The 24,311-nt window shown below is 68.0% G+C and carries 18 protein-coding genes; 14 read left to right on the forward strand and 4 right to left on the reverse strand.

Going from position 1 to position 24,311, the window contains the following annotated elements:
* Positions 1-118: 118 nt before the first annotated feature.
* Positions 119-757 carry a TetR/AcrR family transcriptional regulator gene (locus ABZ833_RS24055; RefSeq protein ID WP_249587667.1) on the forward strand — a complete coding sequence of 213 codons (639 nt, stop codon included), beginning with the start codon at positions 119-121 and terminating at the stop codon, positions 755-757.
* Here ABZ833_RS24055 and ABZ833_RS24060 read toward each other — a convergent pair.
* Complete coding sequence (locus ABZ833_RS24060) at positions 754-2,142, reverse strand: cation:dicarboxylase symporter family transporter (protein ID WP_361050761.1); 1,389 nt, start codon at positions 2,140-2,142, stop codon at positions 754-756. The genes ABZ833_RS24055 and ABZ833_RS24060 overlap by 4 nt on opposite strands.
* A gap of 180 nt (positions 2,143-2,322) precedes the next feature.
* Between ABZ833_RS24060 and ABZ833_RS24065 the strand changes: the two genes are divergently transcribed.
* The 5 genes from ABZ833_RS24065 (at position 2,323) to ABZ833_RS24085 (ending at position 8,138) form a co-directional block, all read left to right on the forward strand.
* Positions 2,323-4,011 (forward strand): sensor histidine kinase, encoded by a 1,689-nt coding sequence (locus ABZ833_RS24065; RefSeq protein WP_361049872.1) that lies wholly within the window; start codon positions 2,323-2,325, stop codon positions 4,009-4,011.
* Positions 4,008-4,694 (forward strand): response regulator, encoded by a 687-nt coding sequence (locus tag ABZ833_RS24070; protein WP_361049874.1) that lies wholly within the window; start codon positions 4,008-4,010, stop codon positions 4,692-4,694. The genes ABZ833_RS24065 and ABZ833_RS24070 overlap by 4 nt, the downstream gene beginning before the upstream one ends.
* A 217-nt stretch (positions 4,695-4,911) precedes the next feature.
* Complete coding sequence (locus ABZ833_RS24075; RefSeq protein ID WP_361049876.1) at positions 4,912-6,273, forward strand: extracellular solute-binding protein; 1,362 nt, start codon at positions 4,912-4,914, stop codon at positions 6,271-6,273.
* Between the two features lie 140 nt (positions 6,274-6,413).
* Entirely contained in the window at positions 6,414-7,274 is an 861-nt protein-coding gene (locus tag ABZ833_RS24080) for a sugar ABC transporter permease (RefSeq protein ID WP_249592833.1), read from the forward strand.
* Positions 7,275-7,310: 36 nt separating this feature from the next.
* A complete protein-coding gene (locus tag ABZ833_RS24085) occupies positions 7,311-8,138 on the forward strand; it encodes a carbohydrate ABC transporter permease (RefSeq protein ID WP_361050765.1) in 828 nt (275 codons plus the stop codon).
* Between the two features lie 33 nt (positions 8,139-8,171).
* Here the strand turns inward: ABZ833_RS24085 and aac(3) are convergent, their stop codons facing one another.
* Positions 8,172-9,026 carry an aminoglycoside 3-N-acetyltransferase gene (gene aac(3) / locus ABZ833_RS24090; protein ID WP_361049878.1) on the reverse strand — a complete coding sequence of 285 codons (855 nt, stop codon included), beginning with the start codon at positions 9,024-9,026 and terminating at the stop codon, positions 8,172-8,174.
* A 75-nt stretch (positions 9,027-9,101) separates the two neighbouring features.
* Between aac(3) and ABZ833_RS24095 the strand changes: the two genes are divergently transcribed.
* Positions 9,102-11,345, forward strand: a complete 2,244-nt coding sequence (locus tag ABZ833_RS24095; RefSeq protein WP_361049879.1) for a protein kinase — start codon at positions 9,102-9,104, stop codon at positions 11,343-11,345.
* A gap of 18 nt (positions 11,346-11,363) precedes the next feature.
* Here ABZ833_RS24095 and ABZ833_RS24100 read toward each other — a convergent pair whose 3' ends face one another.
* The gene (locus tag ABZ833_RS24100; protein ID WP_361050768.1) at positions 11,364-11,840 is read right to left on the reverse strand and encodes an HIT family protein; all 477 of its coding nucleotides are present in this window, start codon (positions 11,838-11,840) and stop codon (positions 11,364-11,366) included.
* A 70-nt stretch (positions 11,841-11,910) separates the two neighbouring features.
* Here ABZ833_RS24100 and ABZ833_RS24105 point away from each other — a divergent pair, with 70 nt between their 5' ends.
* From ABZ833_RS24105 to ABZ833_RS24130, 6 genes are all read left to right on the forward strand, one after another.
* A complete protein-coding gene (locus ABZ833_RS24105; protein WP_361049881.1) occupies positions 11,911-12,765 on the forward strand; it encodes a hypothetical protein in 855 nt (284 codons plus the stop codon).
* A 133-nt stretch (positions 12,766-12,898) separates the two neighbouring features.
* Positions 12,899-13,549: a hypothetical protein gene (locus ABZ833_RS24110; protein ID WP_361049883.1), complete on the forward strand. Its 651-nt coding sequence runs from the start codon at positions 12,899-12,901 to the stop codon at positions 13,547-13,549.
* Positions 13,550-13,590: 41 nt separating this feature from the next.
* Entirely contained in the window at positions 13,591-14,574 is a 984-nt protein-coding gene (locus ABZ833_RS24115) for a hypothetical protein (protein WP_361050771.1), read from the forward strand.
* 255 nt (positions 14,575-14,829) lie between these two features.
* Positions 14,830-19,389 (forward strand): DUF6531 domain-containing protein, encoded by a 4,560-nt coding sequence (locus ABZ833_RS24120; RefSeq protein WP_361049885.1) that lies wholly within the window; start codon positions 14,830-14,832, stop codon positions 19,387-19,389.
* A 50-nt stretch (positions 19,390-19,439) separates the two neighbouring features.
* Positions 19,440-19,955 (forward strand): S1 RNA-binding domain-containing protein, encoded by a 516-nt coding sequence (locus ABZ833_RS24125; protein WP_361049887.1) that lies wholly within the window; start codon positions 19,440-19,442, stop codon positions 19,953-19,955.
* Positions 19,956-20,071: 116 nt separating this feature from the next.
* Positions 20,072-20,809, forward strand: a complete 738-nt coding sequence (locus tag ABZ833_RS24130) for a helix-turn-helix transcriptional regulator (protein ID WP_361049888.1) — start codon at positions 20,072-20,074, stop codon at positions 20,807-20,809.
* A gap of 46 nt (positions 20,810-20,855) precedes the next feature.
* Here the strand turns inward: ABZ833_RS24130 and ABZ833_RS24135 are convergent, their stop codons facing one another.
* Complete coding sequence (locus ABZ833_RS24135; RefSeq protein WP_249587678.1) at positions 20,856-21,881, reverse strand: 6-phosphofructokinase; 1,026 nt, start codon at positions 21,879-21,881, stop codon at positions 20,856-20,858.
* Between the two features lie 311 nt (positions 21,882-22,192).
* Between ABZ833_RS24135 and pta the strand changes: the two genes are divergently transcribed.
* Entirely contained in the window at positions 22,193-24,277 is a 2,085-nt protein-coding gene (gene pta / locus ABZ833_RS24140; RefSeq protein ID WP_361049891.1) for a phosphate acetyltransferase, read from the forward strand.
* The last annotated feature ends 34 nt before the right edge of the window (positions 24,278-24,311 follow it).

A 24,311-nucleotide genomic window follows, 5' to 3' on the forward strand; every position in this document is an offset into this window, starting at 1 on the left:
ACCCATCCCGTATTGCACAAGCTTGTGTAACTACACACTGATGTGCAAGATACCCGATGTTGCACAGTGATGTGCAAGTGGGTGAGCGGGGGCTCGCGCGAGTGGGCAGAATGGGGCCATGAATCCCCGCCCCGCGAGCAGCGTCAGAGCCGACGCCAACCGCCGCCGCATCCTCGACGTCGCCGTCGCCGAGCTGCTGCGCGACCCCGACGCGTCCATGGACCAGATCGCGCGCGCCGCGGGTGTGGTGCGCCGGACGGTGTACGGGCACTTCCCCAGCCGTGACGCGCTGATCGAGGCGATCGTGGAGCGGGCCGTCGAGGCGGTGGAGAGCGCGCACAGCGCGGGTCGCGAGGGCATCGACGACCCCGCGGAGGCGGTGGCCGGTTCACTGCTCGCCGTCTGGGACGTCGCCGACCGCTACCGTCTGCTGCTCTCGCTCTCCCACCGGAGCGTCACGATGGGCGGCATCCGCGAACGGCTCGGCCGCGTCCACGAGTCCGGCCTGGAGACGTTCCAACGCGGCCTGGACGGCGGCACGTTCGTGTCGCCGCTGCCGACGCGGGCGCTCGGCTACGTGCTCGAAGGGATCCTGTTCGCCGTGATGGAGGCCGTCAACGACGGTGTCGTACCAGCGGAAAAGGCGGGCAGGTCCACCGCGATCACGATTCTGACCGCGGCGGGCCTGCCCGCCTCCAAGGCCACCGAGGTGGTGACCAGGGTCGCCGACCGAAGGGCCGCGACCAGCGACGGCTAAGCCGTCAGGGACTTCTTCTCGGCGCCCTCCGGCTGCGGCGGGATGGCGTCCACCGTCTCCTGGCCCGCGTCGTCGGCCTCGGGAGCGCTGTCGTCGAGCAGCGTCCGCTCGTCGAACGGCAGCTTCCCGGCGAGCACGAGCTCGACCCGCTCCCGGTCGACCTCCTTGGTCCACGTACCGATCAGGAGCGTCGCCACCGCGTTGCCCGCGAAGTTGGTCAGGGCGCGGGCCTCGCTCATGAAGCGGTCGACGCCGATGATCAGGCCGACGCCGTCCACCAGGCCCGGCTTGTGCGACTGCAGGCCACTGGCCAGGACCGCGATGCCCGAGCCCGAGACGCCGGCCGCGCCCTTGGACGCGATCATCATGAACAGGAGCAGGGAGATCTGCTCACCGATGCCGAGCGGCTGGTCCATCGCCTCGGCGATGAAGAGCGACGACATGGTCAAGTAGATCATCGTGCCGTCGAGGTTGAAGGAGTAGCCCGTCGGGACGGTGATGCCGACGACCGGGCGGCTGACGCCCAGGTGCTCCATCTTCGCGATGAGCCGCGGAAGGGCGGACTCGGACGAGGAGGTGGAGAGGATGAGCAGGAACTCGCGGCCCAGGTATTTCAGGAGCTTGAAGAGGTTGACGCCGGTCACCAGGCGCAGCAGCGTGCCGAGCACGATCAGGATGAACAGCGCACAGGTGACGTAGAACCCGATCATGATCGTGGCAAGCGCCTTCAGGGCGTCCGTGCCGGTCTCGCCGACCACCGCCGCCATCGCGCCGAACGCGCCGACCGGGGCTGCCCACATGATCATGCCGAGCACGCGGAAGACGAGCCTCTGGATGTGCCCGATGCCGCGCAGGATCGGCTCCCCGGAACGGCCCATGGCCTGCAGCGCGAAGCCCACGAGCAGCGCGACGAGCAGCGTCTGCAGCACCTCGCCCTCGGTGAAGGCGGAGACGAGCGTCTTCGGGATGATGCCGAGCGCGAAGTCGACGAGACCCTTGTCCGCCTCTTCGGCCGCGTCGTGGCCCGCGCCCTTCTCGGAGTCGGAGATGTCCATGCCCGAGCCCGGGTGCAGGATGTTGCCGACGAGCAGGCCGATGGCGAGCGCGACGACCGACATCGCGACGAAGTAGGCGAGCGCGAGACCGCCGACCTTGCCGACCTTGGCGGCCTTGCGGACCGAGCCGACGCCCAGAACGATCGTGCAGAAGATGATGGGCGAGATCATCATCTTGATCAGGTTCACGAAGCCGGTGCCGACCGGCTTGAGCTCCTTGGCGAAGTCGGGGAAGAGCAGACCGACACCGATACCGAGGACGACGGCGATGATGACGGCGATGTACAGATAGTGGGTGCGGTCCCGCTTGGCTGCGGGCGCCTTTGCCACCTGGCTGTCGGTGGTGTCGGCCACGAGGGCCCTCCTTGAACGACTACGTCGGCGTTTTCGGCCAGTGCGTGCGGCTCACGTCCTGGGCAGGCGAATCCCGGTGACTATCTCTCGCCCTGTGAGGGCGGTCACCCTTGCGTTCATTTAGTTCGCACTTATACGGCCAGGCAGACTGGCAGCATGGCCCTCGCCCGTCCACCCCGCCCGCGCAGCCTCGCCGGGCAGCTCTTCGCGATGCAGATCGTGCTGGTCACCGTCGTGGTGGCCGGATGTGCGCTCTTCACGTTCCTGAGCGACCGGCAGCAGGCCGAGGAGGGCGCGCGCCGCCAGGCGACGGCCGCGGCGCGGGCGGTGGCGGACTCTCCCTCGGTGCGCGAGGCCGCCCGTGGCGAGAATCCGACGAAGACCCTCCAGCCGTACGCGACGGACGTACGCCTGCACACCGGGGTCGACTTCGTGACGATCATGGACCCGGACGGCATCCGCTGGACGCACCCCGACGAGGGCCAGATCGGCGAGCGCTTCCTGGGCCACCGGGCGGACGCCCTGCGGGGCGAGACCTTCACCGAGACGTACACGGGAACGCTCGGCCCCTCCGTGCGCGTGGTCACACCCATCCGGGCCGACGACGGCACGGACCGCATCACCGGCCTGGTCAGCGCGGGCATCACCATCGAGGAGATCAGCCAGAAGGCGCGCGGCCAGCTCCTCGCCCTGCTCGGGGTCGCGGCCGGCGCGCTCGCGCTCGGCGGACTCGGTACGTACGTCATCAACGCCCGCCTGCGCCGCCACACCCACGGCATGAACGCCGCCGAGCTGAGCCGTATGCACGACTACCACGAGGCGGCGCTGCACGCGGTGCGTGAGGGACTCCTGATGCTGGACGGACAGCGCAGGATCGCCCTCATCAACGACGGAGGGCGCGAGCTGCTCGGCGTATCGGGCGACCTGGTCGGCCGGAACGTCGCCGAGCTGGGCCTGCCCGCACCGCTGACGGGCGCGCTGCTCGCGGCCGAGCCGCGGGTGGACGAGCTGCACCTGACGGCGGACCGCGTGGTCGTCGTCAACACGTCCCCCGTGTCGAGCGGTGAGCGCCGGGGCACGGTGGTCACCCTGCGCGACCACACCGAGCTCCAGGCCCTGACCGGCGAGCTGGACTCGGAGCGCGGCTTCACGCGGGCACTGCGCTCGCAGGCCCACGAGGCGGCGAACCGGCTCCACACGGTGGTGTCCCTCATCGAGCTGGGCCGCGCCGAAGAGGCGGTCGACTTCGCCACGGCCGAGCTGGAACTGGCGCAGACGCTGACCGACCAGGTGGTCGCCGCGGTGAGCGAGCCGGTCCTCGCGGCCCTGCTCCTGGGCAAGGCGGCCCAGGCCAACGAACACGGCGTGGAGCTCGTCGTCTCCCCCGACAGCAGCATCGACGACGGCATGCTGCCCGCGGACCTGCCCGCGCGCGACCTCGTGACCGTCCTCGGCAACCTGATCGACAACGCGGTGGACGCGGCCCAGGGCTCACCCGCGGCCCGCGTGACGGTGACGGCGCGGGCCGACGAGGCGGGCCTTACGCTGCGGGTGTCGGACACCGGCCCCGGGGTGGACCCGGCCCACACCGAGGCGGTCTTCGAACGCGGCTGGTCGACCAAGGCCACGGCGGGCCGGGGCCTCGGCCTGGCCCTGGTCCACCAGACGGTGACCAAGCACGAGGGGACACTCGTGGTGCGGGAGGCGCCGGGGGGCGGCGCGGAGTTCGAGGTCCACCTGCGGACGGCCGCCGTCGGCGCGGGCCGCCGGACGTGGTCCCCGGCGGCGGACGTTGACGACGAGGCGTCCTGCTCACCGGACGCAGCAGACGGAGGCACCAAGTGACAGAGCCGATCAGGGTCCTGGTCGTCGAGGACGACCCCGTCGCCGCGGACGCCCACGTCCTCTACGTGAACCGCATCCCCGGCTTCCACGCCGTGGGCAAGGCGCACAGCGCCGCCGAGGCGAAACGCGCCCTGGACCGGACCGAGGTGGACCTGCTCCTCCTCGACCTCCACCTCCCCGACGGCCACGGCCTCCAGCTGGCCCGCACCCTGCGCGCCGCGAGCCACCGCGCGGACGTCATCGCCGTCACCTCGGCCCGCGATCTCGCGGTCGTACGCGAGGGCGTCTCCCTCGGCGTGGTCCAGTACGTACTGAAGCCCTTCACCTTCGCCACCCTGCGCGACCGCCTCACCCGCTATGCCGAGTTCCGCACCGCCGCGGGCGAGGCCACCGGCCAGGACGAGGTGGACCGCGCCCTGGCCACCCTGCGCGCGCCCAGCCCCGCCGCCCTGCCCAAAGGGCTCAGCGGCCCCACCCTCGAGAGAGTGACCCGCACCCTGCGCGACGCACCCCCCGAGGGCGTCACCGCGGCGGTCGCCGCCGAGACCGTGGGGATCTCCCGCATCACCGCGCGCCGCTACCTGGAACACCTGGTCACCACGGGCCGCGCCGCCCGCACCCCGCAGTACGGCCACGTCGGCCGCCCCGAGTACGCCTACCGCTGGCTGACGTCGGCCACCTGACGCGACCTGGCGCCACCCGACGTCATCTGGCGCCCCAAGTCCCCACCCGCGTACGCCGATTCACGCCCGATGCGGCCTCCCATAACAACGTTGTCACGTTGATGACAAGCGGCGATGCACGAGCATTGACCTTGCTCCGAGCCCGCCCTTACGTTCACCGGGCAGCCCCGCGTTGCGCCCTGCGTGGTAACCCAGCCGCGTCGGCCAGTAGGAGGTCGTGCCCGTGCGTCCCACCACCCCTCTGCTCCTCGCCACCGCCCTGGTCGCCGCCGGCACCCTCACCGCGTGCGGCGGGGACTCCGGCGACGATCCGGACACCGTGAAGGTCTCCTTCAAACAGTCCACGGACAACCAGGTCAAGGTCATGGACACCTATCTGGCGGACATCAAGAAGCAGTTCGAGAAGGCGAACCCCGGCAAGAAGGTGAAGCTGGTGCCGATCAAGGCGCCGGACTCCGAGTACTACACCAAGCTCCAGCAGATGATGCGCTCCCCGAAGACGGCGCCCGACCTGGTCTACGAGGACACCTTCCTCATCAACTCGGACATCACCAGCGGGTACTTGAAGCCGCTCGACCCGTATCTGGACAAGTGGGAGGACTGGAACCAGTTCATCGGGACGTCCAAGTCGGCGGCGAAGGCGGCGGACGGCAAGACGTACGGCGTGCCCGACGGCACCGACACCCGCGGTCTCTGGTTCAGCAAGGGCATCTTCAAGAAGGCCGGTCTGCCGGCGGACTGGCAGCCCAAGTCGTGGGACGACATCCTCGAGACCGCGCGGACCATCAAGAAGAAGGTCCCGGGCGTCACGCCCCTGAACGTCTACACGGGCAAGCCCGCGGGCGAGGCCGCCACCATGCAGGGCATGGAGATGCTCCTGTACGGCACGGGCCAGGACCCGATGTACGACCCGAAGTCGAAGAAGTGGGTGACAGGAAGCCAGGGTTTCAAGGACTCCCTGAAGTTCGTCGAGACGGTCTACAAGGAGAAGCTCGGCCCTGACGTCACCGACGCCCTCGACCCGAACTTCGCCACCCGGGTCCGCGGCGAGCTCCTGCCCGAGGACAAGCTCGGCATCAACCTCGACGGCTCCTGGCTGCCGCAGGACTGGGGCAAGGGCGCGGGTCACGAGTGGCCCGAGTGGTCGAAGAAACTGGGCCTCGCCCACATGCCCACCCAGAACGGCGAGGCTCCCGGCAAGGTGAGCATGTCCGGCGGCTGGACCTGGGCCATCCCGACCAAGGCGTCCAACCCCGACCTGGCGTTCAGGTTCATCGAGCAGATGCAGACCAAGGCCAACGCCCAGAAGTGGTACGTGGCCAACTCGGGCATCGCGGTCCGCAAGGACGTCGCCGCCGACCCCGCGTACCTCAAGGCGCAGCCCGGCCTGAAGTTCTTCACCGACCTGGTGCCCTCGACGCACTACCGGCCGGCGTACCCGGCGTACCCGAAGGTCTCCACCGCGGTGCAGGAGGCCATGGAGAAGGTCACGACGGGCGACGCCTCCGTGGAGGACGCGGCGAGCGGATACGACGACGAGGTCAAGGCGGCGACGGACGGCGAGGTCGTCGAGAAGTGACCGCCGGCGCGCGGTAGTTGTCGTCCGTACGCAAGGGAAGTGAGTGCCCCGAGGTGACCACCGCACCCCCCGCCGGGCCCGGCGACATCGTCAAGACAGCGCCGGGCCCGGCCTCCTCCCATCCACCGTCCCGCCGCAAGCTGACGGGCCGGGCCCTGTCCCGCGCGCTGCCCGTGTCCCCCGCCGTGATCCTGCTGCTCCTCTTCCTGGCAGGACCGATCGGCTACTGCGCGTACATCGCCTTCACCGACCTCCAGCTCACCGGCCAGGCGGAGTCGAGCTTCGTCGGGTTCGACAACTTCCGTAAGGCCTTCGGCGACGAGGCGTTCCTCAACGCGGTCTGGCTGACCCTGGTCTTCACGGTCGTGTCCTCGCTCATCGGGCAGAACACCATCGGCCTCGCCCTCGCGTCCCTGATGCAGCGGGCGTCCAAGCCGGTCCGCACGCTCACCGGCGCGATCGTGATCACGGCGTGGGTGCTGCCCGAGGTGGTAGCGGCCTTCCTCCTGTACGCGTTCTTCCGCCGCGAGGGCACGCTCAACGCGGTCCTCGACTTCCTCCATCTCCCGTCCCAGAACTGGATGTACACGCTGCCGATCCTGGCGGTGTCGTTCGCCAACGTCTGGCGGGGTACGGCGTTCTCGATGCTGGTCTACTCGGCGGCCCTGAACGAGATCCCCAAGGAGATCACCGAGGCGGCCGAGGTGGACGGCGCGGGCGGCTGGCGCCGCATGTGGCACATCACGCTGCCGATGATCCGCCGCTCCATCGGCACGAACCTGATGCTGAACACCCTCCAGACCCTCTCCGTCTTCGGCCTGATCTGGGTGATGACGCGAGGCGGCCCGGGAAACCGCAGCCAGACCCTCCCTCTGTTCATGTACGAACAGGCCTTCCAGAAGAGCATGATCGGCTACGGCACGGCGGTGGCGCTTCTGCTCCTGGTCGTCGGCTCACTCTTCTCCCTCGTCTATATGCGCCTGCTCCGCACGGAGGTCTGAGTGTCCGCGAACACCGTCAACTCCCCTGCCCGCACCATGCGTTCACGCCGTACGACCCGTCGGATCGCGGCGGACGCGGGCCTGCTCGTGGTCGCCGCCGCGTTCGTCCTGCCGCTGGCCTGGGTGATCCTGTCGTCGCTCGACACCAAGGCCGACCTCAAGGTGAAGGTCCCCGACGGCATCACCCTGGACAACTACGACGCGGTCCTGACCCCGGAGATCACCTTCACGCCTCTCCTCAACAGCCTGCTGCTGTGCGGCGGGGGCACGCTCCTGACGGTGGTCTGCGCGGCGCTCGCCGCGTACCCCCTGTCCCGCTTCAAGTCCCGCCTGAACCGCCCCTTCATGCTGACGATCCTCTTCGCGACGAGCCTGCCGATCACGGCGATCATGGTCCCGGTGTACGCGCTGTTCGTCCAGGTCGACCTGATCGACACGATGCAGGGCACGATCTTCTTCTTCGCCGCGTCCCAACTCCCCTTCGCCATCTGGCTGATGAAGAACTTCATGGACGGCGTCCCGAAGGAGCTGGAGGAGGCGGCGTGGACGGACGGCGCGTCGTCCTTCCAGTCGCTGATCCGTATCGTGCTGCCGCTGATGGGCCCGGGAGTGGCCGTGGTCACGGTCTTCTCGTTCGTCATGATGTGGGGCAACTTCTTCGTCCCGTTCATGCTGCTCCTGACCCCGGAGCAGATGCCGGCGTCGGTCAGCATCAACGACTTCTTCGGCAACAAGGGGACGGTCGTCTATGGCCAGTTGGCGGCCTTCTCGATCATCTACTCGACGCCGGTGATCCTGCTGTACGTCCTCATCTCGCGCCGTCTGGGGGGCGGGTTCGCGCTGGGGGGTGCGGTGAAGGGGTGATCCGTCCAAGGCAGGAAGGGTGGACGTCGCGTACTACTGCTCGACGCCCAGCTTCTCCTCGATCCAGGCGACGCCGAAGCTCGCGACGTCCCCGGCCTCGAAGAGATGGCTCCTGGCGGCCCCGACCGCCCCTTCGACGCCGATCCCTGCCGCGAGCATGTCCCGGGCGATGACCTCGAACGGCCACTGTCCTTCCGGCACGACGGAGGAGTAGTCGAAGGCGCCGTCCGACGAGTCGATGTCGCGGAAGCGCCGCCAGACCCGCTTCCCCTCCTCGATGATCGGCTGCTCGTACTCCACGAACCGCTTGCCGGGCGCATCGGCGAGCGCCTCCGCGTGGTGCAGCAGCGTGAGGGAGTCCAGCGGAGCCCCCAGCAGGAGGACCCGCCCGCCCATGGCGACCAGGTGCCCCAGCGGACTGCCGGGGCCGTGCGGGTCGTCCCAGGGGTGGTCGGCCACCAGCGCGGCCGCGGCCGGGCCGAGCGCCGCGAAGCCGGCATCGGGGTGACGGCTTCGTACGGCCCCCGGCCAGCGGCGAAGGGCCTCGGGGAGCCGACCGTAGCTGTGGTCCGCCTCGCTGAGAAGGGGGTCGTACGCGGGGTGCTCCGCACGCACGGCGTCCTGCCAGGCCTGCGGCCAGTCGGTGAGGTCGTAGGGCGGGGCGTCGTTCCAACCGCAGGTGACCATGAGGGTGCCGCGCTCGCCGACCACGTCGCGCAGGGCGCCGATGACGGTCGGCGGACCGCCCGCCACATACCCGATCGCCGACATCTCGGTATGGAACATCACGATGTCCCCGGCACGCAGCCCGAGGTCCACGAGCTCACGCCTGAGCCGACCACGGGTGACGGGACCGCCGGAACGCTTGAGCAGGGCCATTTCGTCCATGAGGCGAACCTATCCAGCGGCGGTCGGGCGCCGTGGGGCCATGGCTAGGATCATCGGCGTCGAAGGGGGAACGCCGTGCACGGGCGGTTGCTGAACGATCGGTACGAGTTGCTGGCGCCGATCGGCTCCGGGGGTATGGGGCAGGTCTGGCGGGCCCGTGACCGGAGCCTGGGCCGGGAGGTGGCGGTCAAGCTGCTCGCGGCGACGGGCTCGGCGGGATCAGCGGGATCAGCGGGTGGGGACGATCAGGAGCAGCTCCTGGCCCGGTTCCGGCAGGAGGCCCGCGCGGCGGCCTCGCTGGACAGCCCGTACATCGTCGCCGTCCACGACCACGGCACGGACGACGGCACCCCGTACCTGGTGATGGCGCTGGTGCAGGGCCGCTCGCTCGACCAGGTGCTGCGCGAGAGCATCCGCGTGCCGGTGGCGGACGCGCTGCGCTGGGCGGCGGACATCTGCCGCGCCCTGGACGCGGCGCACTCGGCGGGCGTCGTGCACCGCGACATCAAGCCCGGCAACGTGATGATCGCGCAGGACGGCACCGCCAAGGTCGTCGACTTCGGCATCGCGACGTTCATGGAGCGCGCCGCGGGAGACGCCCGCCTCACGCAGACCGGGCAACTGCCGTTCGGCAGCGTGCCGTACCTGGCGCCGGAACGGTTCCGCCAGGAGGCGGGCGACGGACGCACCGATCTGTACGCGCTCGGCTGCGTCCTCTACGAACTCCTCGTCGGCAGACCGCCGTTCACCGGCTCGGCGGCCGGCGTCATGTACAACCACGTCAACGACGCACCGCTGAGGCCCTCGCGGGCACGGGCCGAGGTGACGCCTCCGGTGGAGCGCCTCGTACTCGACCTCCTGGCCAAGTCCCCCGCCGACCGGCCCGCGGACGCGGCGACGACGCTGGAGAGGATCCTGGCGGCGGGGGCGGAGAGGGCAAAGGCTGGTGCCGCGTACGACACTCCGGCGCCGGACGTACAGGATTCCGTCCCCGCAGCGGACTCCCGGGCCGTCGAGGACGCCCGCCCCCAGTCACTCCAGTCACCGCACTCGCCGGGTGTCCGCAAGGAACCCACGCCCCCGGACGCGCCGGGCCCCCAACTGCGCTCACGCAAGCGCGTATTGATGACGACGGCCCTCGTCCTGGCGGCGGTCGGCATCACGGCGGGCCTGGGCATACGCTCACTCGCCGCACCCGACACCGAGTCCGCCTCCGCGTCCGCGTCCGGCGCCAAGGACAGCCCGGCCGTCTACACGATCGGCGTCGCACACAGCTACACCCACGTCGGCGCCGATCGCTCGGGCGGGGCCGGGGACACGTACGAGAAGTCGGAGTTCAAGCAGTTCACGACGCAGCAGAAGCGCACCGTCGAGTCCGCGTTCGCCGAGACGCTCGGCGCGAAAGGCGGCAGCCGCTTCCGCATCGTCCCCGTGTCCGCCAACCCGGACACGACGTCCCGCAAGCTCCTCGCCAGGCATCCGGAGATGCTCGCCGTCATCGGTGACACCGTCGACTTCTCCTGGGTGCACGACACGGACGAGGCGTTCCTGCCGGAGATCAGCACGTGCTCCGAAGTCGCCCATGCGGCAGGGGCGTTCGCGATCCCGGCCGACGAGGCGCGGCAGGGCGAAGCAATGGCGGACTACCTCCTGACACGGACCGAGGCGCGCCGGGTGTTCGTGGCCGAGGACAAGATCTGGACGGACCGCGAGGACGGCATCGGCACCGCGCTGCGCAGGGCAGGCGTGACCACGAAGTCGCTGGACACGTCGCCCGACGAGGTGAAGACGGCGCGGATCCCGGCATTGGTCGGCAAGGCACGGGCGGACGCGGTGGTGGTGCCCACGGGTGCGGACATCAACGTGTGGGCCAAGAAGCTGAGGGCCGACGGCTTCAAGGGACCGGTGCTGACCCAGAGCGATCCGGAGGGTGTCTGCGAGGACTCGGAGGAGCGGTCCACGGCAGAGAGGAGGGACAAGACCGTCCCCGACGGCGTCCTGCGCACCCGCAACTACTCCGGTGAACCCGACGAGAACCTCCCGGCGCGCGGCAACCAGGAGCTGTACGACGGCGCCCTGGCCCTGGCGACGGCGCTCAAGAAGCTCCCGGCCGAGGGCTCGGCCACCTCGGCGAGTTCGTTGCGGCACACCCTGGACCGCGAGATCCAGGGCGTCTCCGTCAACGGCGTACTCGACGAGGTCTCCTTCGAGAAGCGCCGTTCGGCTCGCGAGCGCCCGGTGTGGTTCGACCGCCGTGAGGACGGCACGTGGTCCGAAGTCGGCAAGGTGGACAAGAAGTTCGAGGCAACGCGGCAGTAGCGGGCCCCGGCCGGGGGGCTACGGCGAGGCGATGGCGCGCCGGAGCCGCGCGGCGATGTCGGCCATCTCATCCGGCGCCACATCCAGGACACCGTTCTCGGTCATCAGGACATGGAACTGCTGCTCCTCGTACGGGACTCCGGGCGGCAGGGCGGCAATGTGCCAGTGGAGGTGGCTGTTCCCCTCCTGGCTGCCGAGGGAGTAGACGTAGGTCCGCTCGGCGTCGAAGACGTGCTCGACTGCGAGGGCGACCTCCCGCACGAAGAGCATGAGCCGCGCGTACGCCGCCGCGTCCAGATCACGGACGACATGCTCGACATGGGCTCTCGGCACGACGAGGACCTTGCCGGGAAGGGTGGGCCACCGATCGAGAAAGGCGACGTGGTCGTCGTCCTCGTGGATGGTGTGATGCGGATAGCCGGGATCCCCGGCAAGGAACGCACAGACAAAACAGGGCCCGCTACGCGCCCGCTCCATATACCCCTCAAGATCCATGGCTTTCCGCTGCCCGATCCCCATGAGCACTCCTTCCCTGCGCTTGACCCTCCTCCGGAAAGGAGGCCGCATGCACTTCCAGTCACCACGTACGTTCCGAATGTGGCGCTACGGAGTGGGCCACTCCCAACTGCTGCTCCGCGCACTCCCAGAGAACACCGAATCCACGGACTTGGACCTGCACTTCGAGGGAGTGGCCGCCGTACAACTCGGAACCCGGTACGTGGCCCCCAGACTGCGCCTGGCCGACAGACACGAACGAGCAACGCTGAGGACACTGGCGCAGACCGGGGCGGGGCCGCGCCATGTGGCCATCGCGATCGAATCCGAGGCAGGCACGGGGCTGGTGCTCTGCAGAAGGGTGCGCGTCCTGAGGAACGTCTTGGGCGCGTCCGGCGACACCGAGCGGAGCGAGACGCTCTGGAGCCACCCGCCGGGGCAATTCCAGGACGCACCGCTGACCGAGGCGGTGTGGTCGGAGCTGTCAGGCCCGGTGCGGGCGGCGATCGCACAATGCGACGCGGAACGGCTGGAACTCGAACGGTCACGTGTGGCTCAGCGACTGCGTCCGACGATCACGGACGCGGTCTATTCGGTGGCCCACTACGTCGCCTCTTGGGAACGATTGGTACGGAGACTGGAACCAGGCCGGGAGAAGAGCGAGGACCTCTACGTCATCAGCGCGTACAGCAACGACCTGGACTCCCGGGACTCCCTGGAGCAGGTGATGACCGCACTCCCGGCGGAAGCGCGCGAAGGCCCCCTGGGGCGGCACCTCTCGGCCCTGGACGTACGCTTCGACGCCGCGACGGTCCCCGACCCGGAGCGGTCGCTTCGCCCCTGGGTACGCCCGTCGAAGGAGAAACCCGAGTCCGACCTCGGGGAATGGTGGAAGCGGAAACCGGTGCGCGAGCCCTGGGATTGAAAAGGCCGCCCGGTTTCACCGGGATAAACCCCGCACGCCCCATTGCTCATCAGATATCTCTCTGGTGCCACCGATCAGCTCCCACTAGCGTGCTTAGCTCGCGCCAACTCTCACCCTCACCAGGAGCCGCTCAGTGAACCGCCCTCTCCGTCTCGCGACGGTCGCCCTCACCGCGTCCGCAGCTTTGCTGCTGACTTCCTGCGGAAGCGGCGACGAGTCCAAGGACAACGACAAGATCGCCGGGGCAGAGCAGGACGGCGCGAAGAAATCGGCTTCGCCCAGCGCATCGGACTCGGGGAGTGCAGACCGCCCGAAGATCGACCTGCCCGCGGACCTGACGTACACCTTCGACTGGCCGAAGACGGGCAAGAAGGCCGATGACGCGATCCTGGCCGACAGTGAGCAGTCCATCAAGGCCGTCGACATGGCCATCGCCGAGCAGGACCCGGCGAACAAGGCGTACCGCTTCTACTACGAAGGGGAAGCCGCCGCTCAGACGCAGAAGTTCATCAAGGCCTACGTCGACGCCAAGGCGCGCACCACCGGCGCCTATCGGTACTACAACCCGGCCGTATCCGGCGATGGCGCCTTCGCCTCCCTCGTCTACTGCGAGGACCAGAGCAAGGCCTACGACAAGTACCTCAAGAAGGACAAGGTCAACAAGACTCCCGCGACGAAGAACAGCTACGTTCTCTACGCAGCCAAGCTGCAAAGGAACGACGCGGGCGTCTGGGTCACCACACAATTGAATTCCACTCGGGGGAGTGCCAAGTGCCAACCGTAAAAATCCGCTTGAAAGTACTGACCGTCGCCGCCCTCAGCTGCATGTTCCTCAGCGCCGTCCCGGCGGCGGCTGACAACGAGATCGGCGGCGGCGCCCAGAATCCCGGATCTGACAGCGACGCCTCGGGCAACGCGGACGGCGACGAACTGTCCGCCACCGCATCCGGCATCGTCTACGACCGCTCCAAGAACGGCTCCGGTCCCAAGACCGGAGCCGTGACCCCCGCGACGAACTGGACCCCGCCTGCCTGCTGGTACGCACCCACGTACTCGCCGGCGGAGTTCAAGAAGTACGTCGAGCCGATCTGGCAGGCCGAGTCGACCGGCTCCCAGTGGGACTTGGAGCAGAAGAAGCGGTACGTGGACGGCGAGCCCTACAAGAACTTCAACCTGGACAAGGCGGGCAAGGGCTTCTGGTGGACGTCCTTCCCCAACAAGAGCTTCCCACCCGGCTGGGACGGCTGCGACGAGCCCACCTTCTGGGTGGACAAGGGCGACCCGCCCCCGGCCGACATCCCCGAAGCGATAACTCCGGAGATGCTCTCCAAGCTCGCGTACGCCGAGATCCGCGTACCCGGCACCAAGGTGACCCTCGCCCCTGAAGGCGAGACGAAGGTCAATCTGCCGACCTGGGCCTGGCTGGACGAGGCGGAGTTCAAGCCGGTGTCGGTGACGGCATCCGTCCCCGACATCGGCATCGAGGCGACGACCACGGCGGAGCCGATCTCCCTCAAGATCGACCCGGGCACGAAGGACGCGGAGACCTACCCCGCCTCCGGTGCCTGCCCCATCAAGAACGGCAAAATCGGCGAACCGTACGCCAAGGGCAAGTCCAAGGAGACCCCCTCGTGCGGCGTGAAGTACCTCCGCTCGTCCGGCGACGGCTCGTACCCGCTCAAGGCAACGGTCACGTGGAAGATCCACTGGACCGGCACGGGAGTCAACGGCGAAAAGCCGCTCCCTGACGGCGAGTTCGGCGCGGATCAGGACGTGGTGGTCCAGGAGATCCAGTCGATCAACCGATAGCCGGTGGTGCGAACGTGACGGGGATGTTCCGGGATCACTCACCACAGTCCTGGTCCCTGCTGCTCGACTTGAGCGTCGCGTAGGCAGAGACGGGACGCACCTGACTCGGAACATCTCCGGTGGAGAGCGGTGGTCGTGGAAGCCGTCCGCCGGAAGCGCAGCGAGATCGGATCCCCATGACGTCAGTCGGCCGCTTCCGGTAAATTCGCACCCGCGTACGGTGATTGAAGTGTTGAACGTGACGGGGGTTACGAAGTGGGGGGCAATCGCCCAGCAGACTGGCATGTCCTGGACCTGGACAAGGACCCGACGCCCGGGGATCCGGACCGGGTGCGGAACCTGGCAAAGAATCTGCATGACTTCGCCGACGACGTGTCGAAAGTCCTCCGCGACATCAAGGGGATGGCGGGCGAGGACGCGATCCTCACCTGGGCGGGTAAGACGGCGGAGTCCTTCACGGCGGAGTTCGAGGACGCGCCGGGCAAGCTGAAGAAGCTCAAGAAGAGCTACGAGATGGCCGGCGACGCCCTCTCCACCTACTGGCCCGAGCTGGAGCGCGCCCAGGCCCTCGCGGACAAAGCCCTGGTCAAGGGCCGCGAAGCGCAAGGCGACCTGTCCTCCGCCCAGACCCGGCTGACCTCCGCGGACTCGTGGATGGACAAGGCGGGCAAGGAAGCCGACAAGTACAAGGACGACAAGGACAGCGGGAAAGACGTCCCCAAGCCCGACCCCGACAAGGTCAAGGCCGCCACCCGCAACGCCAACTCCGCCGAAAAAGCCCAGACGGCAGCCAAGTCGGATGTCTCCGCCGCGAAGAGCAACCTCGACGCCGCCAAGAAGATGGCAGAAGACGCGCGCAAGATGCGCGAGGACGCGGCAGGCACCGCGAAGAAGAAACTCGAAGACGCCTCCGACGCCGGTATCCAGAACCGCAAGTGGTGGGAGGAAGTCGGGGACTGGGTCACCGACAACTGGGACACCATCGTCGCCGTCTGCAAAGTCGTCGTCGCCGTCCTCGGCATCATCGCCATGATCATCGGCGGGCCCATCCTCGGCGCCATCGTCCTCATCGCCGCCCTCATCGTCCTCGCCGACACCCTCAACAAATACGCCAACGGGGAAGCAGGGCTACTCGACGTCGCCTTCGCCGCCCTGGACTGCATCCCCGGCATGAAGGGCCTCACCAGCCTCCGCGGCCTCGCCAAGGGGGCGATGGGCCTCAAGGCCGGGCTCAAGGGCATGGGCAAGGGCCTCCGTGGCCTGAAGTCGGCCCGCAGCGCCATCACGGACGGTGCCAAGGGCACGTACAACCGACTCAAAAGCAAGATCAAGGGCTGCGGTGACCCGGTCGACGTGGCCACGGGGCAGATGTTCTTGGTCGAGACCGATGTCACCCTGCCCGGAACCCTGCCATTCTCCTTCGCCCGACGTGCCGCCTCCGGCTACCGCACTGGTGGGTGGTTCGGCCCCTCTTGGGCCTCCACGATCGACCAACGTCTCGAGATCGATGACGCAGGCGTTGTCTTCGTCACCGAAGACGGCATGCTGCTTGCCTATGCGCATCCCGAAGATCCTGAGACGCCCGTCCTGCCCGAGGCCGGACCCCGCTGGCCGCTGGAGAGCCTGGCCGACGGGGGCTATCGCATCAGGAATCCGTTTACCGGGCACAGCCACCAGTTCGCTCCGCCCAGCGACGGTTTGTCCTTGCTGGAGCGCATCGCTGACCGCAATGGCAATTCCATCTCCTTCGACCATGACGACTCCGGCGCGCCAGTAGCCATCCGGCACTCTGGCGGCTACCACCTCCGGCTGACAGTGTCCGAGGGGCGTGTGAGCGCACTGGCTCTGAAGGCCTCGAATGCGGACGGCTCAGACACCGTCATCAAGCGCTACGGCTACACCGATGGGAACCTGACGTCCATCAGTAACTCCGTAGGTACGCCTATGCGGTTCGCCTACGACCAACACCGACGCATCACCTCGTGGACCGACACCAACCAGACCAGCTACGCCTACACCTACGACGAGAACGACCGTTGCCTCACGCAACGCGGTGAGGCCGGCCACCTGAGCGGCAGCTTCACGTATGACATCGCCAGCCCCCAGTGGCAAGGGTGCCGGGTCACGGAATACACAACGGCCACCGGCGCCGTCACCCGCTTCGTCATCAACAGCAACTGCCAAGTGATCGCCGAAGTCGACCCAATGGGCAGCCTCACGCGCACTGACTATGACCCGAATCATCATGTCGTGTCCCGGACGGACGCACTCGGCCACACCACCACCTTCAGGAACAGCGCACTGGGACAGCCGATCGAAATGGTGCGCCCAGACGGTTCGAGGATCAGTTACACATATGACGACCTGAACCTGCTTTCCTCCATTCACCTGGAGGACGGGACCACGTGGCAGCAAGAATTTGACGAGCGCGGCAATCGCACCACCGTCGTCGATCGGTCCGGGGCCACCACAGAGTTCGGCTACAGCGAGGCAGGACACAACACCTCCATCACCAACGCGTTGGGGCACAGAACGTCAGTCCGGTGCGATCCCGCAGGACTCCCTCTGGAAGTCACCGATCCCCTGGGCGCTACCAGCCGCTGGGAACGGGACGCATTTGGCCGACCGCTCTCCTTCACTGATCCGGAGGGGAACACCACCCGCCTCATCTGGACAGTCGAGGGTCAGCTGGCCCGTCGCACCAATCCGGACGGTGCCATCGAGACGTGGGAATACGACGGTGAAGGCAACTGCACCAGCCACACCGACCCCATGGGAAACGTCACCCGCTCCGAGTACACCCATTTCGACTTGCTGGCCGCCCGTGTCGAGCCCAACGGTGCACGCTACGACTTCACGCATGACCTTGATCTGCGCTTGACCCGGGTCACCAGCCCGCTCGGCCTCGCATGGGATTACACATACGACACGGCAGGCCGTCTGATATCCGAAACGGACTTCGACGGTCGGACACAGACGTACGACCACGATGCAGCCGGCGGTCTCATCTCCCGCAGTAACGCGCTCGGCCAGACGGTCCGTTACGAGTACAACAACCTCGGCCAGATGTCCCGGAAGGATGCCGACGGCCGCGTTACCGACTTCACGTACGACCAGGTCGGCCAGCTCGCTCAAGCCACCAATCCCGATGCTTCACTCCTCTTGTCACGGGATCACTCCGGTCTGCTCCGCTCCGAGACAGTCAACGGCCAGACTCTTACCCATACCCATGACCACTTGGGCCGCCGCACGGGACGCATCACCCCTACCGGCGCCTCCAGCACGTGGACCTACAACGAAGCCGGGCGCCGTACCCAGCTGACCACGTCCGGTCACATCGTCGACTTCTCCTACAGCTCGACCGGCCACGAGCTGTCTCGCCAGATCGACGCAAGCGCCACCCTCGACTACACCTTCGACCCCCTCGGCCGCCTTGTCAGCCAGTCGCTCACGACCAACGGGGACCGGCCCGCCCAACACCGCACCTTTACCTACCGTGCGGATGGCCATCTCGTCGGCATCGAAGACCAGATCGCCGGCTCACGCAGCTTCGACCTGGAAGACACAGGCCGGGTCACCGCAGTCCATGCATCGAATTGGTCGGAAAGTTACGCCTACGACGCCGCAGGTAATCAGACCAATGCCACCTGGCCTGAGAGCCACCCCGGCAACGAGGCGACAGGCCCACGTGCTTACTCAGGCACACGCATCACGCGCGCCGGCAGCGTCCGCTATGAGCACGACGATCTCGGACGCATCATCCTGCGGCAGAAGGCCCGGCTTTCCCGGAAGCCGGACACCTGGCGATACAGCTGGGACGTCGAGGATCGTCTCATCTCGACCATCACCCCGGACGGCACTCTGTGGCGATACACCTACGATCCGTTGGGCCGAAGGACCGCCAAACTCCGCATGGCCGACGACGGAGAGACCGTACGGGAGCGCACCGACTTCACCTGGGACGGCAACACGCTCTGCGAGCAGACCACCACTTCCGACGAACTGCCGAACCCGGTCACGCTGACCTGGGACCACAAGGGTCTGCACCCCATTGCCCAGACCGAGCGCCTCACCGCGGCCGACGCTCCCCAACATGAAATCGACTCCCGCTTCTTCGCCATCGTCACCGACCTCGTCGGGACCCCCACCGAGCTCCTCGATGAGCAAGGCGAAGTCGCCTGGCGCGCCCGCACCACACTCTGGGGCACCACGACCTGGCCCACAGCCAGCACGGCCTACACCCCTCTGCGCTTCCCTGGCCAGTACCACGACCCCGAGACCGGCCTCCACTACAACCACTTCCGCCACTACGACCCAGAGACCGCGCGCTACCTCACACCTGACCCACTCGGTCTCGCTCCGGCACCCAACTCAGGCGCCTACGTCCACAACCCTCATACCTGGATTGACCCCCTCGGTCTCTCGCCGACGTGCCCGGACGACGAGCCGTTCAAGCTTTACCGAGCCCCGGGCAAGGGGAATCGCGCCAGAGAGGCCGAGGGGCTCGACCCCGCTCTCCACCCCGATACACCAGAGGGGGGAGCCGGAACCGCTTATCTCGGCGAAACGGATAGGGTTGCACAGAAATACGCCGAACAGGGAATGCATGAAGATGGCTACCACATTTTCACAATGAAGCCAGGATTCAAGGAGGCGTTCCCGGAATCCGTAAAACCTGCCTACCGGCGAACGCACGACAACAAGCCGGACGAATTCCAATGGGTCATACCAAAGGAAGATATTCCGAAGTTCAATTCCTATATCCAAGACGTCCAGTGGATGAACTATCGCCAAGGCTACGCCTGGCCCGACTGAAACCCATCGACCGGAATCAACATTTAATGCACACCGGCAGGGAGGCTTGAATGAGCAGCGGTGAAGACAAATCAGCCAGGGAATTCCTCGAATCGCTACATCAGGGACAGGTGTGCAGGGGCCCTGTTTCCGCGGTGACGGACTTCGGAGTGTTCGTGGACCTGGGCGTCACGAAGGGGATCATCACTGTTCCCAATCTCTCATGGCGGCACTTCAGCCACCCATCGGAGGTTGTCGGCGTAGGCGACGAGGTGACCGTATGTGTACTGAGCGTCGACTTGGATCGCGAGCAGGCGTCGCTGTCACTCAAGGAGCTACAGCCCGATCCCTTCCTTGATTTCGCACGCACGCGATTCAGCCGCAATATCGCCGGAACTGTCGCAAAAATTGCCCCCATCGGGATCTTTGTCCAGCTTGAGGGAGACATCGAGGGACTCTTGCCCGCTTCGGAGTTCGAAGCGCAGAGGAAGGAAATGGAAATCGGCGCCCCACTCACCGTGCGAGTGGACTACGTGAACACCGCAACGCGCCGAATCATGGTGTCTCGCACTGATTCCCAGTCATAGAGTGACGATCGGGCGAAGGTCGGCAGCCCGTGCCCCCAACAGCCCCCGTAGCTTCACACCAATCCGCAACCTCGTATGAACGCACCGTAGTCGCCAGCCCCCCGCACCCATACCGTGTGCCCGTGCAACCGAGCCAACCGCCGCACCAGCCCACACCCCCGTTCAACTTCCCCGCCGCCCGGCGCCTTCGTGAGGCGCTGGGGATGGCGCACGGGCACGTCGCCTACGGGATGCGGGCGAGCTATGGGCTCTCCTACATCACCCCCGAGACCATCGCCGCCTGGGAGCGCGGGCTCGCCGCGCCCACTTCCGCCGAACTCACCGCCCTCGCCGGGACGCTGTGGTGCTCGCCGGGGGAGCTCATGGGCGCCGCGACCACCCTGCGCGAGCATCGGATCGCCCGGGGGCTCGCTCCGGACGACGTCGCTCGGGGGGCCGGGGTCGAGATCCAGGCGTATCTGCGCATGGAGGAGACCAACACCTGGCGCGGCAACGAGCGGCAGTCCGCCGCCCTCGCCGAGGTGCTGCAGCTCGCCCTGCCCGACTTCATCACCGTCACCGGACGCGCCGACGACCTCGCCGAGCTGCTGCGCAGCGCCGTGACCTCGCGCTGGCAGGGGTACGTCCGGCCCGTCAGCAAGATGCTGCCGGTGCCGAAGCGGCACCTTGAGGACGTGCTTCAGCAGCTGCACGCCGACTATCAGGCGCGCATGGTGCGCACGCTCAGCTGGGGCGGCGGCGCCGGGGCCGATGCGTCAGGGAGTGCCGGGCGGGACTTCCTGGACAAGATCCTTGAGCATTTCTGGGCTCAGGTCCGGGGGACGCGGGGCGGCGGCGGCAGCACCGGGGGGTGACCACCCTCCCCCGGCCCGCCGAAAAGCCGCTGCTGAAAAGCCGCCTCTAGAAGACCGACTCCGCCTCGTCCATCCGGTCCTTCGGCACCGTCTTCAGCTCGGTGACCGCCTCCGCCAGCGGCACCATCGTGATGTCCGTGCCCCGCAGCGCCGTCATGCGGCCGAAGTCCTGGCGGTGCGCCGCCTCCACCGCGTGCCAGCCGAAGCGGGTCGCCAGGACGCGGTCGTACGCCGTCGGGGTGCCGCCTCGCTGGACGTGGCCCAGGATGACCGGCTTGGCCTCCTTGCCGAGGCGGGTCTCCAGTTCGTACGCGAGCGCCGTACCGATGCCCTGGAAGCGCTCGTGGCCGAACTGGTCGATCGCGCCGACACCGTAATTCATGGTGCCCTCCTGCGGGTGCGCGCCCTCGGCCACACAGATCACCGCGAACTTCTTGCCGCGCGAGAACCGCTCCTCGACCAGTTTGACCAGGTCAGCGGGGTCGAAGGGGCGCTCGGGGAGGCAGATTCCGTGGGCTCCGCCCGCCATGCCCGACTCCAGGGCGATCCAGCCCGCGTGACGGCCCATGACCTCGACCACCATCACGCGCTGGTGGGACTCGGCCGTCGTCTTGAGGCGGTCCATCGCCTCGGTGGCCACGCCCACCGCCGTGTCGAAGCCGAAGGTGCGGTCCGTCGACGAGATGTCGTTGTCGATCGTCTTCGGGACGCCCACCACGGACAGGCCCGCGTCCGACAGCATCTTCGCGGCCGTGAGCGTGCCCTCGCCGCCGATGGGGATCAGGACGTCGAAGCCGATCTCCTTGGCGAGCGCGGGCGCGTCCTCGCAGGCCGCGCGGAAGCGGTCGCGCTCCAGGCGCGATGAGCCGAGAATCGTTCCGCCACGGGCCAGGATGCCGCTGACCTCGTTCAGGCCGAGCGAGCGGTAGCGGCCGTCGAGCAGGCCGGCGTAACCGTCCTCGAAGCCGATGACCTCGTCGCCGTAGTGCGTCACGGCTCGGTGCACGACCGACCGGATCACTGCGTTGAGGCCGGGGCAGTCGCCGCCTGCGGTGAGAATTCCGATACGCATCGCGCTGTGTCTCCTGCTCGCTGTTGATGCTTGTGAGCCGGTCTGATTGTTCCATGGCCGCGAACCGGTCGCCGCTCACACCTCAAGCGTCCCACCGACCGCAGCCCTCACGGCTGGCCCGTCCGATCCTGGGGAGGAGGCCTTTGGGCCCGCTCCACGAGGCCCTTCGTCCGGCGGGCGACCTAGCCAGCCGCAGAGGTATTGTCAAGAGGGCACGGCAACCATATCGGGGCATTTGTCCGACCCTGAGGCACCTCGCCCGGTCCCGCCGGGTACACAGGGAAACCGCAGCGAAGAAGGGGAGAGCACGCGTGACGCGCAGCGTGTACGTGACCGGGATCGACCGGGGCGACGGCCGCCAGGTCATCGAGCTGGGAGTCATGGAGCTCCTGACCCGTCAGGTCGACCGGGTGGGGGTCTTCCGTCCGCTGGTCCACGACGGGCCCGACCGGCTCTTCGACCTCCTGCGGGCCCGCTACCGGCTCGCGCAGGACGCCGCCTCCGGGTACGGGATGGATTACCACGAGGCCTCCGCCCTCCAGGCCGAGCAGGGCACCGACGAGCTGGTCTCCCAGCTCGTCGACCGTTTTCACCGGGTGGCCAGGGACTACGAGGTCGTCCTCGTGCTCGGCACGGACTTCGCCGACACCCAGCTCCCGGACGAGCTCTCCCTCAACGCCCGCCTCGCCAACGAGTTCGGGGCGTCGGTGATACCCGTCGTCGGCGGCAAGAACCAGACCGCCGAATCCGTCCGCGCCGAGACGCGCAACGCCTACCGCGCGTACGAGTCCCTGGGCTGCGACGTCCTCGCGATGGTCACCAACCGCGTGGCGCCCGCCGACCGTGACGAGATCCACGACGGACTCGCCTCCGGCCTCCCCGTGCCCAGCTACGTACTGCCCGACGAGCCCGCGCTCGCCGCCCCCACGGTCGCCCAGATCACCCACGCGCTCGGCGGCCGCGTCGTGCTCGGCGACGACGCGGGCCTGGCCCGTGACGCGCTCGACTTCGTCTTCGGCGGCGCGATGCTGCCGAACTTCCTGAACGCCCTGACGCCGGGCTGCCTGGTGGTCACCCCCGGCGACCGCGCCGACCTCGTGGTGGGCTCGCTCGCCGCGCACAGCGCCGGTACGCCGCCCATCGCGGGCGTCCTGCTCACCCTCAACGAACAGCCGGGCGAAGCGATCCTGAAGCTCGCCGACCGCCTCGCGCCCGGCACCCCGGTCATCGCCGTGTCCGGTGGCTCCTTCCCGACGGCGGGCGAACTCTTCGCCCTGGAGGGGAAGTTGAACGCCGCCACGCCCCGCAAGGCGGAGACGGCCCTCGGCCTCTTCGAGCGGTACGTGGACACGGCCGGGCTGCGCAGCCGCGTACAGGCCCCCAGCAGCGACCGCGTCACGCCGATGATGTTCGAGCACAAGCTCCTGGAGCAGGCCCGCTCCGACAAGCGCCGCGTCGTCCTTCCCGAAGGCACCGAGGAGCGCGTCCTGCGCGCCGCCGACGTGCTCCTGCGCCGCGGTGTCTGCGACCTGACGCTGCTCGGCCCCGCCGAACAGATCCGCAAGAAGGCCGCGGACCTCGGCATCGACCTCGCCGACTCGCAGGTCATCGACCCGCAGACCTCGGAGCTGCGGGACGCCTTCGCCACCAAGTACGCCGAGCTGCGCGCCCACAAGGGCGTCACCGTCGAGCTCGCGTACGACGTCGTCGCGGACGTGAACTACTTCGGCACCCTGATGGTGCAGGAAGGGTTCGCCGACGGCATGGTCTCGGGTTCCGTTCACTCCACGGCCGCCACCATCCGGCCCGCCTTCGAGATCATCAAGACGAAGCCTGACGCCTCGATCGTCAGCTCCGTCTTCTTCATGTGCCTGGCCGACAAGGTGCTCGTCTACGGCGACTGCGCCGTGAACCCGGACCCGAACGCCGAGCAGCTCGCCGACATCGCCGTCCAGGCGGCGGCCACCGCCGAGCAGTTCGGCGTGGAGCCGCGGATCGCGATGCTGTCGTACTCGACGGGCACGTCCGGTTCGGGCGCCGACGTCGACAAGGTGCGCGAGGCGACCGAGCTGGTGCGCGCGAGCCGCAGTGACCTGAAGATCGAGGGGCCGATCCAGTACGACGCCGCCGTGGAGCCCTCGGTCGCGGCGACGAAGCTGCCGGAATCGGAGGTCGCGGGCCAGGCGAGCGTGCTGATCTTCCCGGACCTGAACACCGGCAACAACACCTACAAGGCCGTCCAGCGCTCGGCCGGCGCGATCGCCGTCGGGCCGGTCCTCCAGGGCCTGCGCAAGCCGGTGAACGACCTGTCCCGCGGCGCACTCGTGCAGGACATCGTGAACACCGTCGTGATCACCGCGATCCAGGCCCAGGGCGGCCCGGCCACCTCCGCCTAGCAGTCCCGCACCTCCCGTATGACGTCTACAGAAA

Origin of the sequence: Streptomyces sp. NPDC047525 (genome assembly GCF_040643025.1) — a bacterium.
Classification (GTDB): domain Bacteria; phylum Actinomycetota; class Actinomycetes; order Streptomycetales; family Streptomycetaceae; genus Streptomyces; species Streptomyces durmitorensis.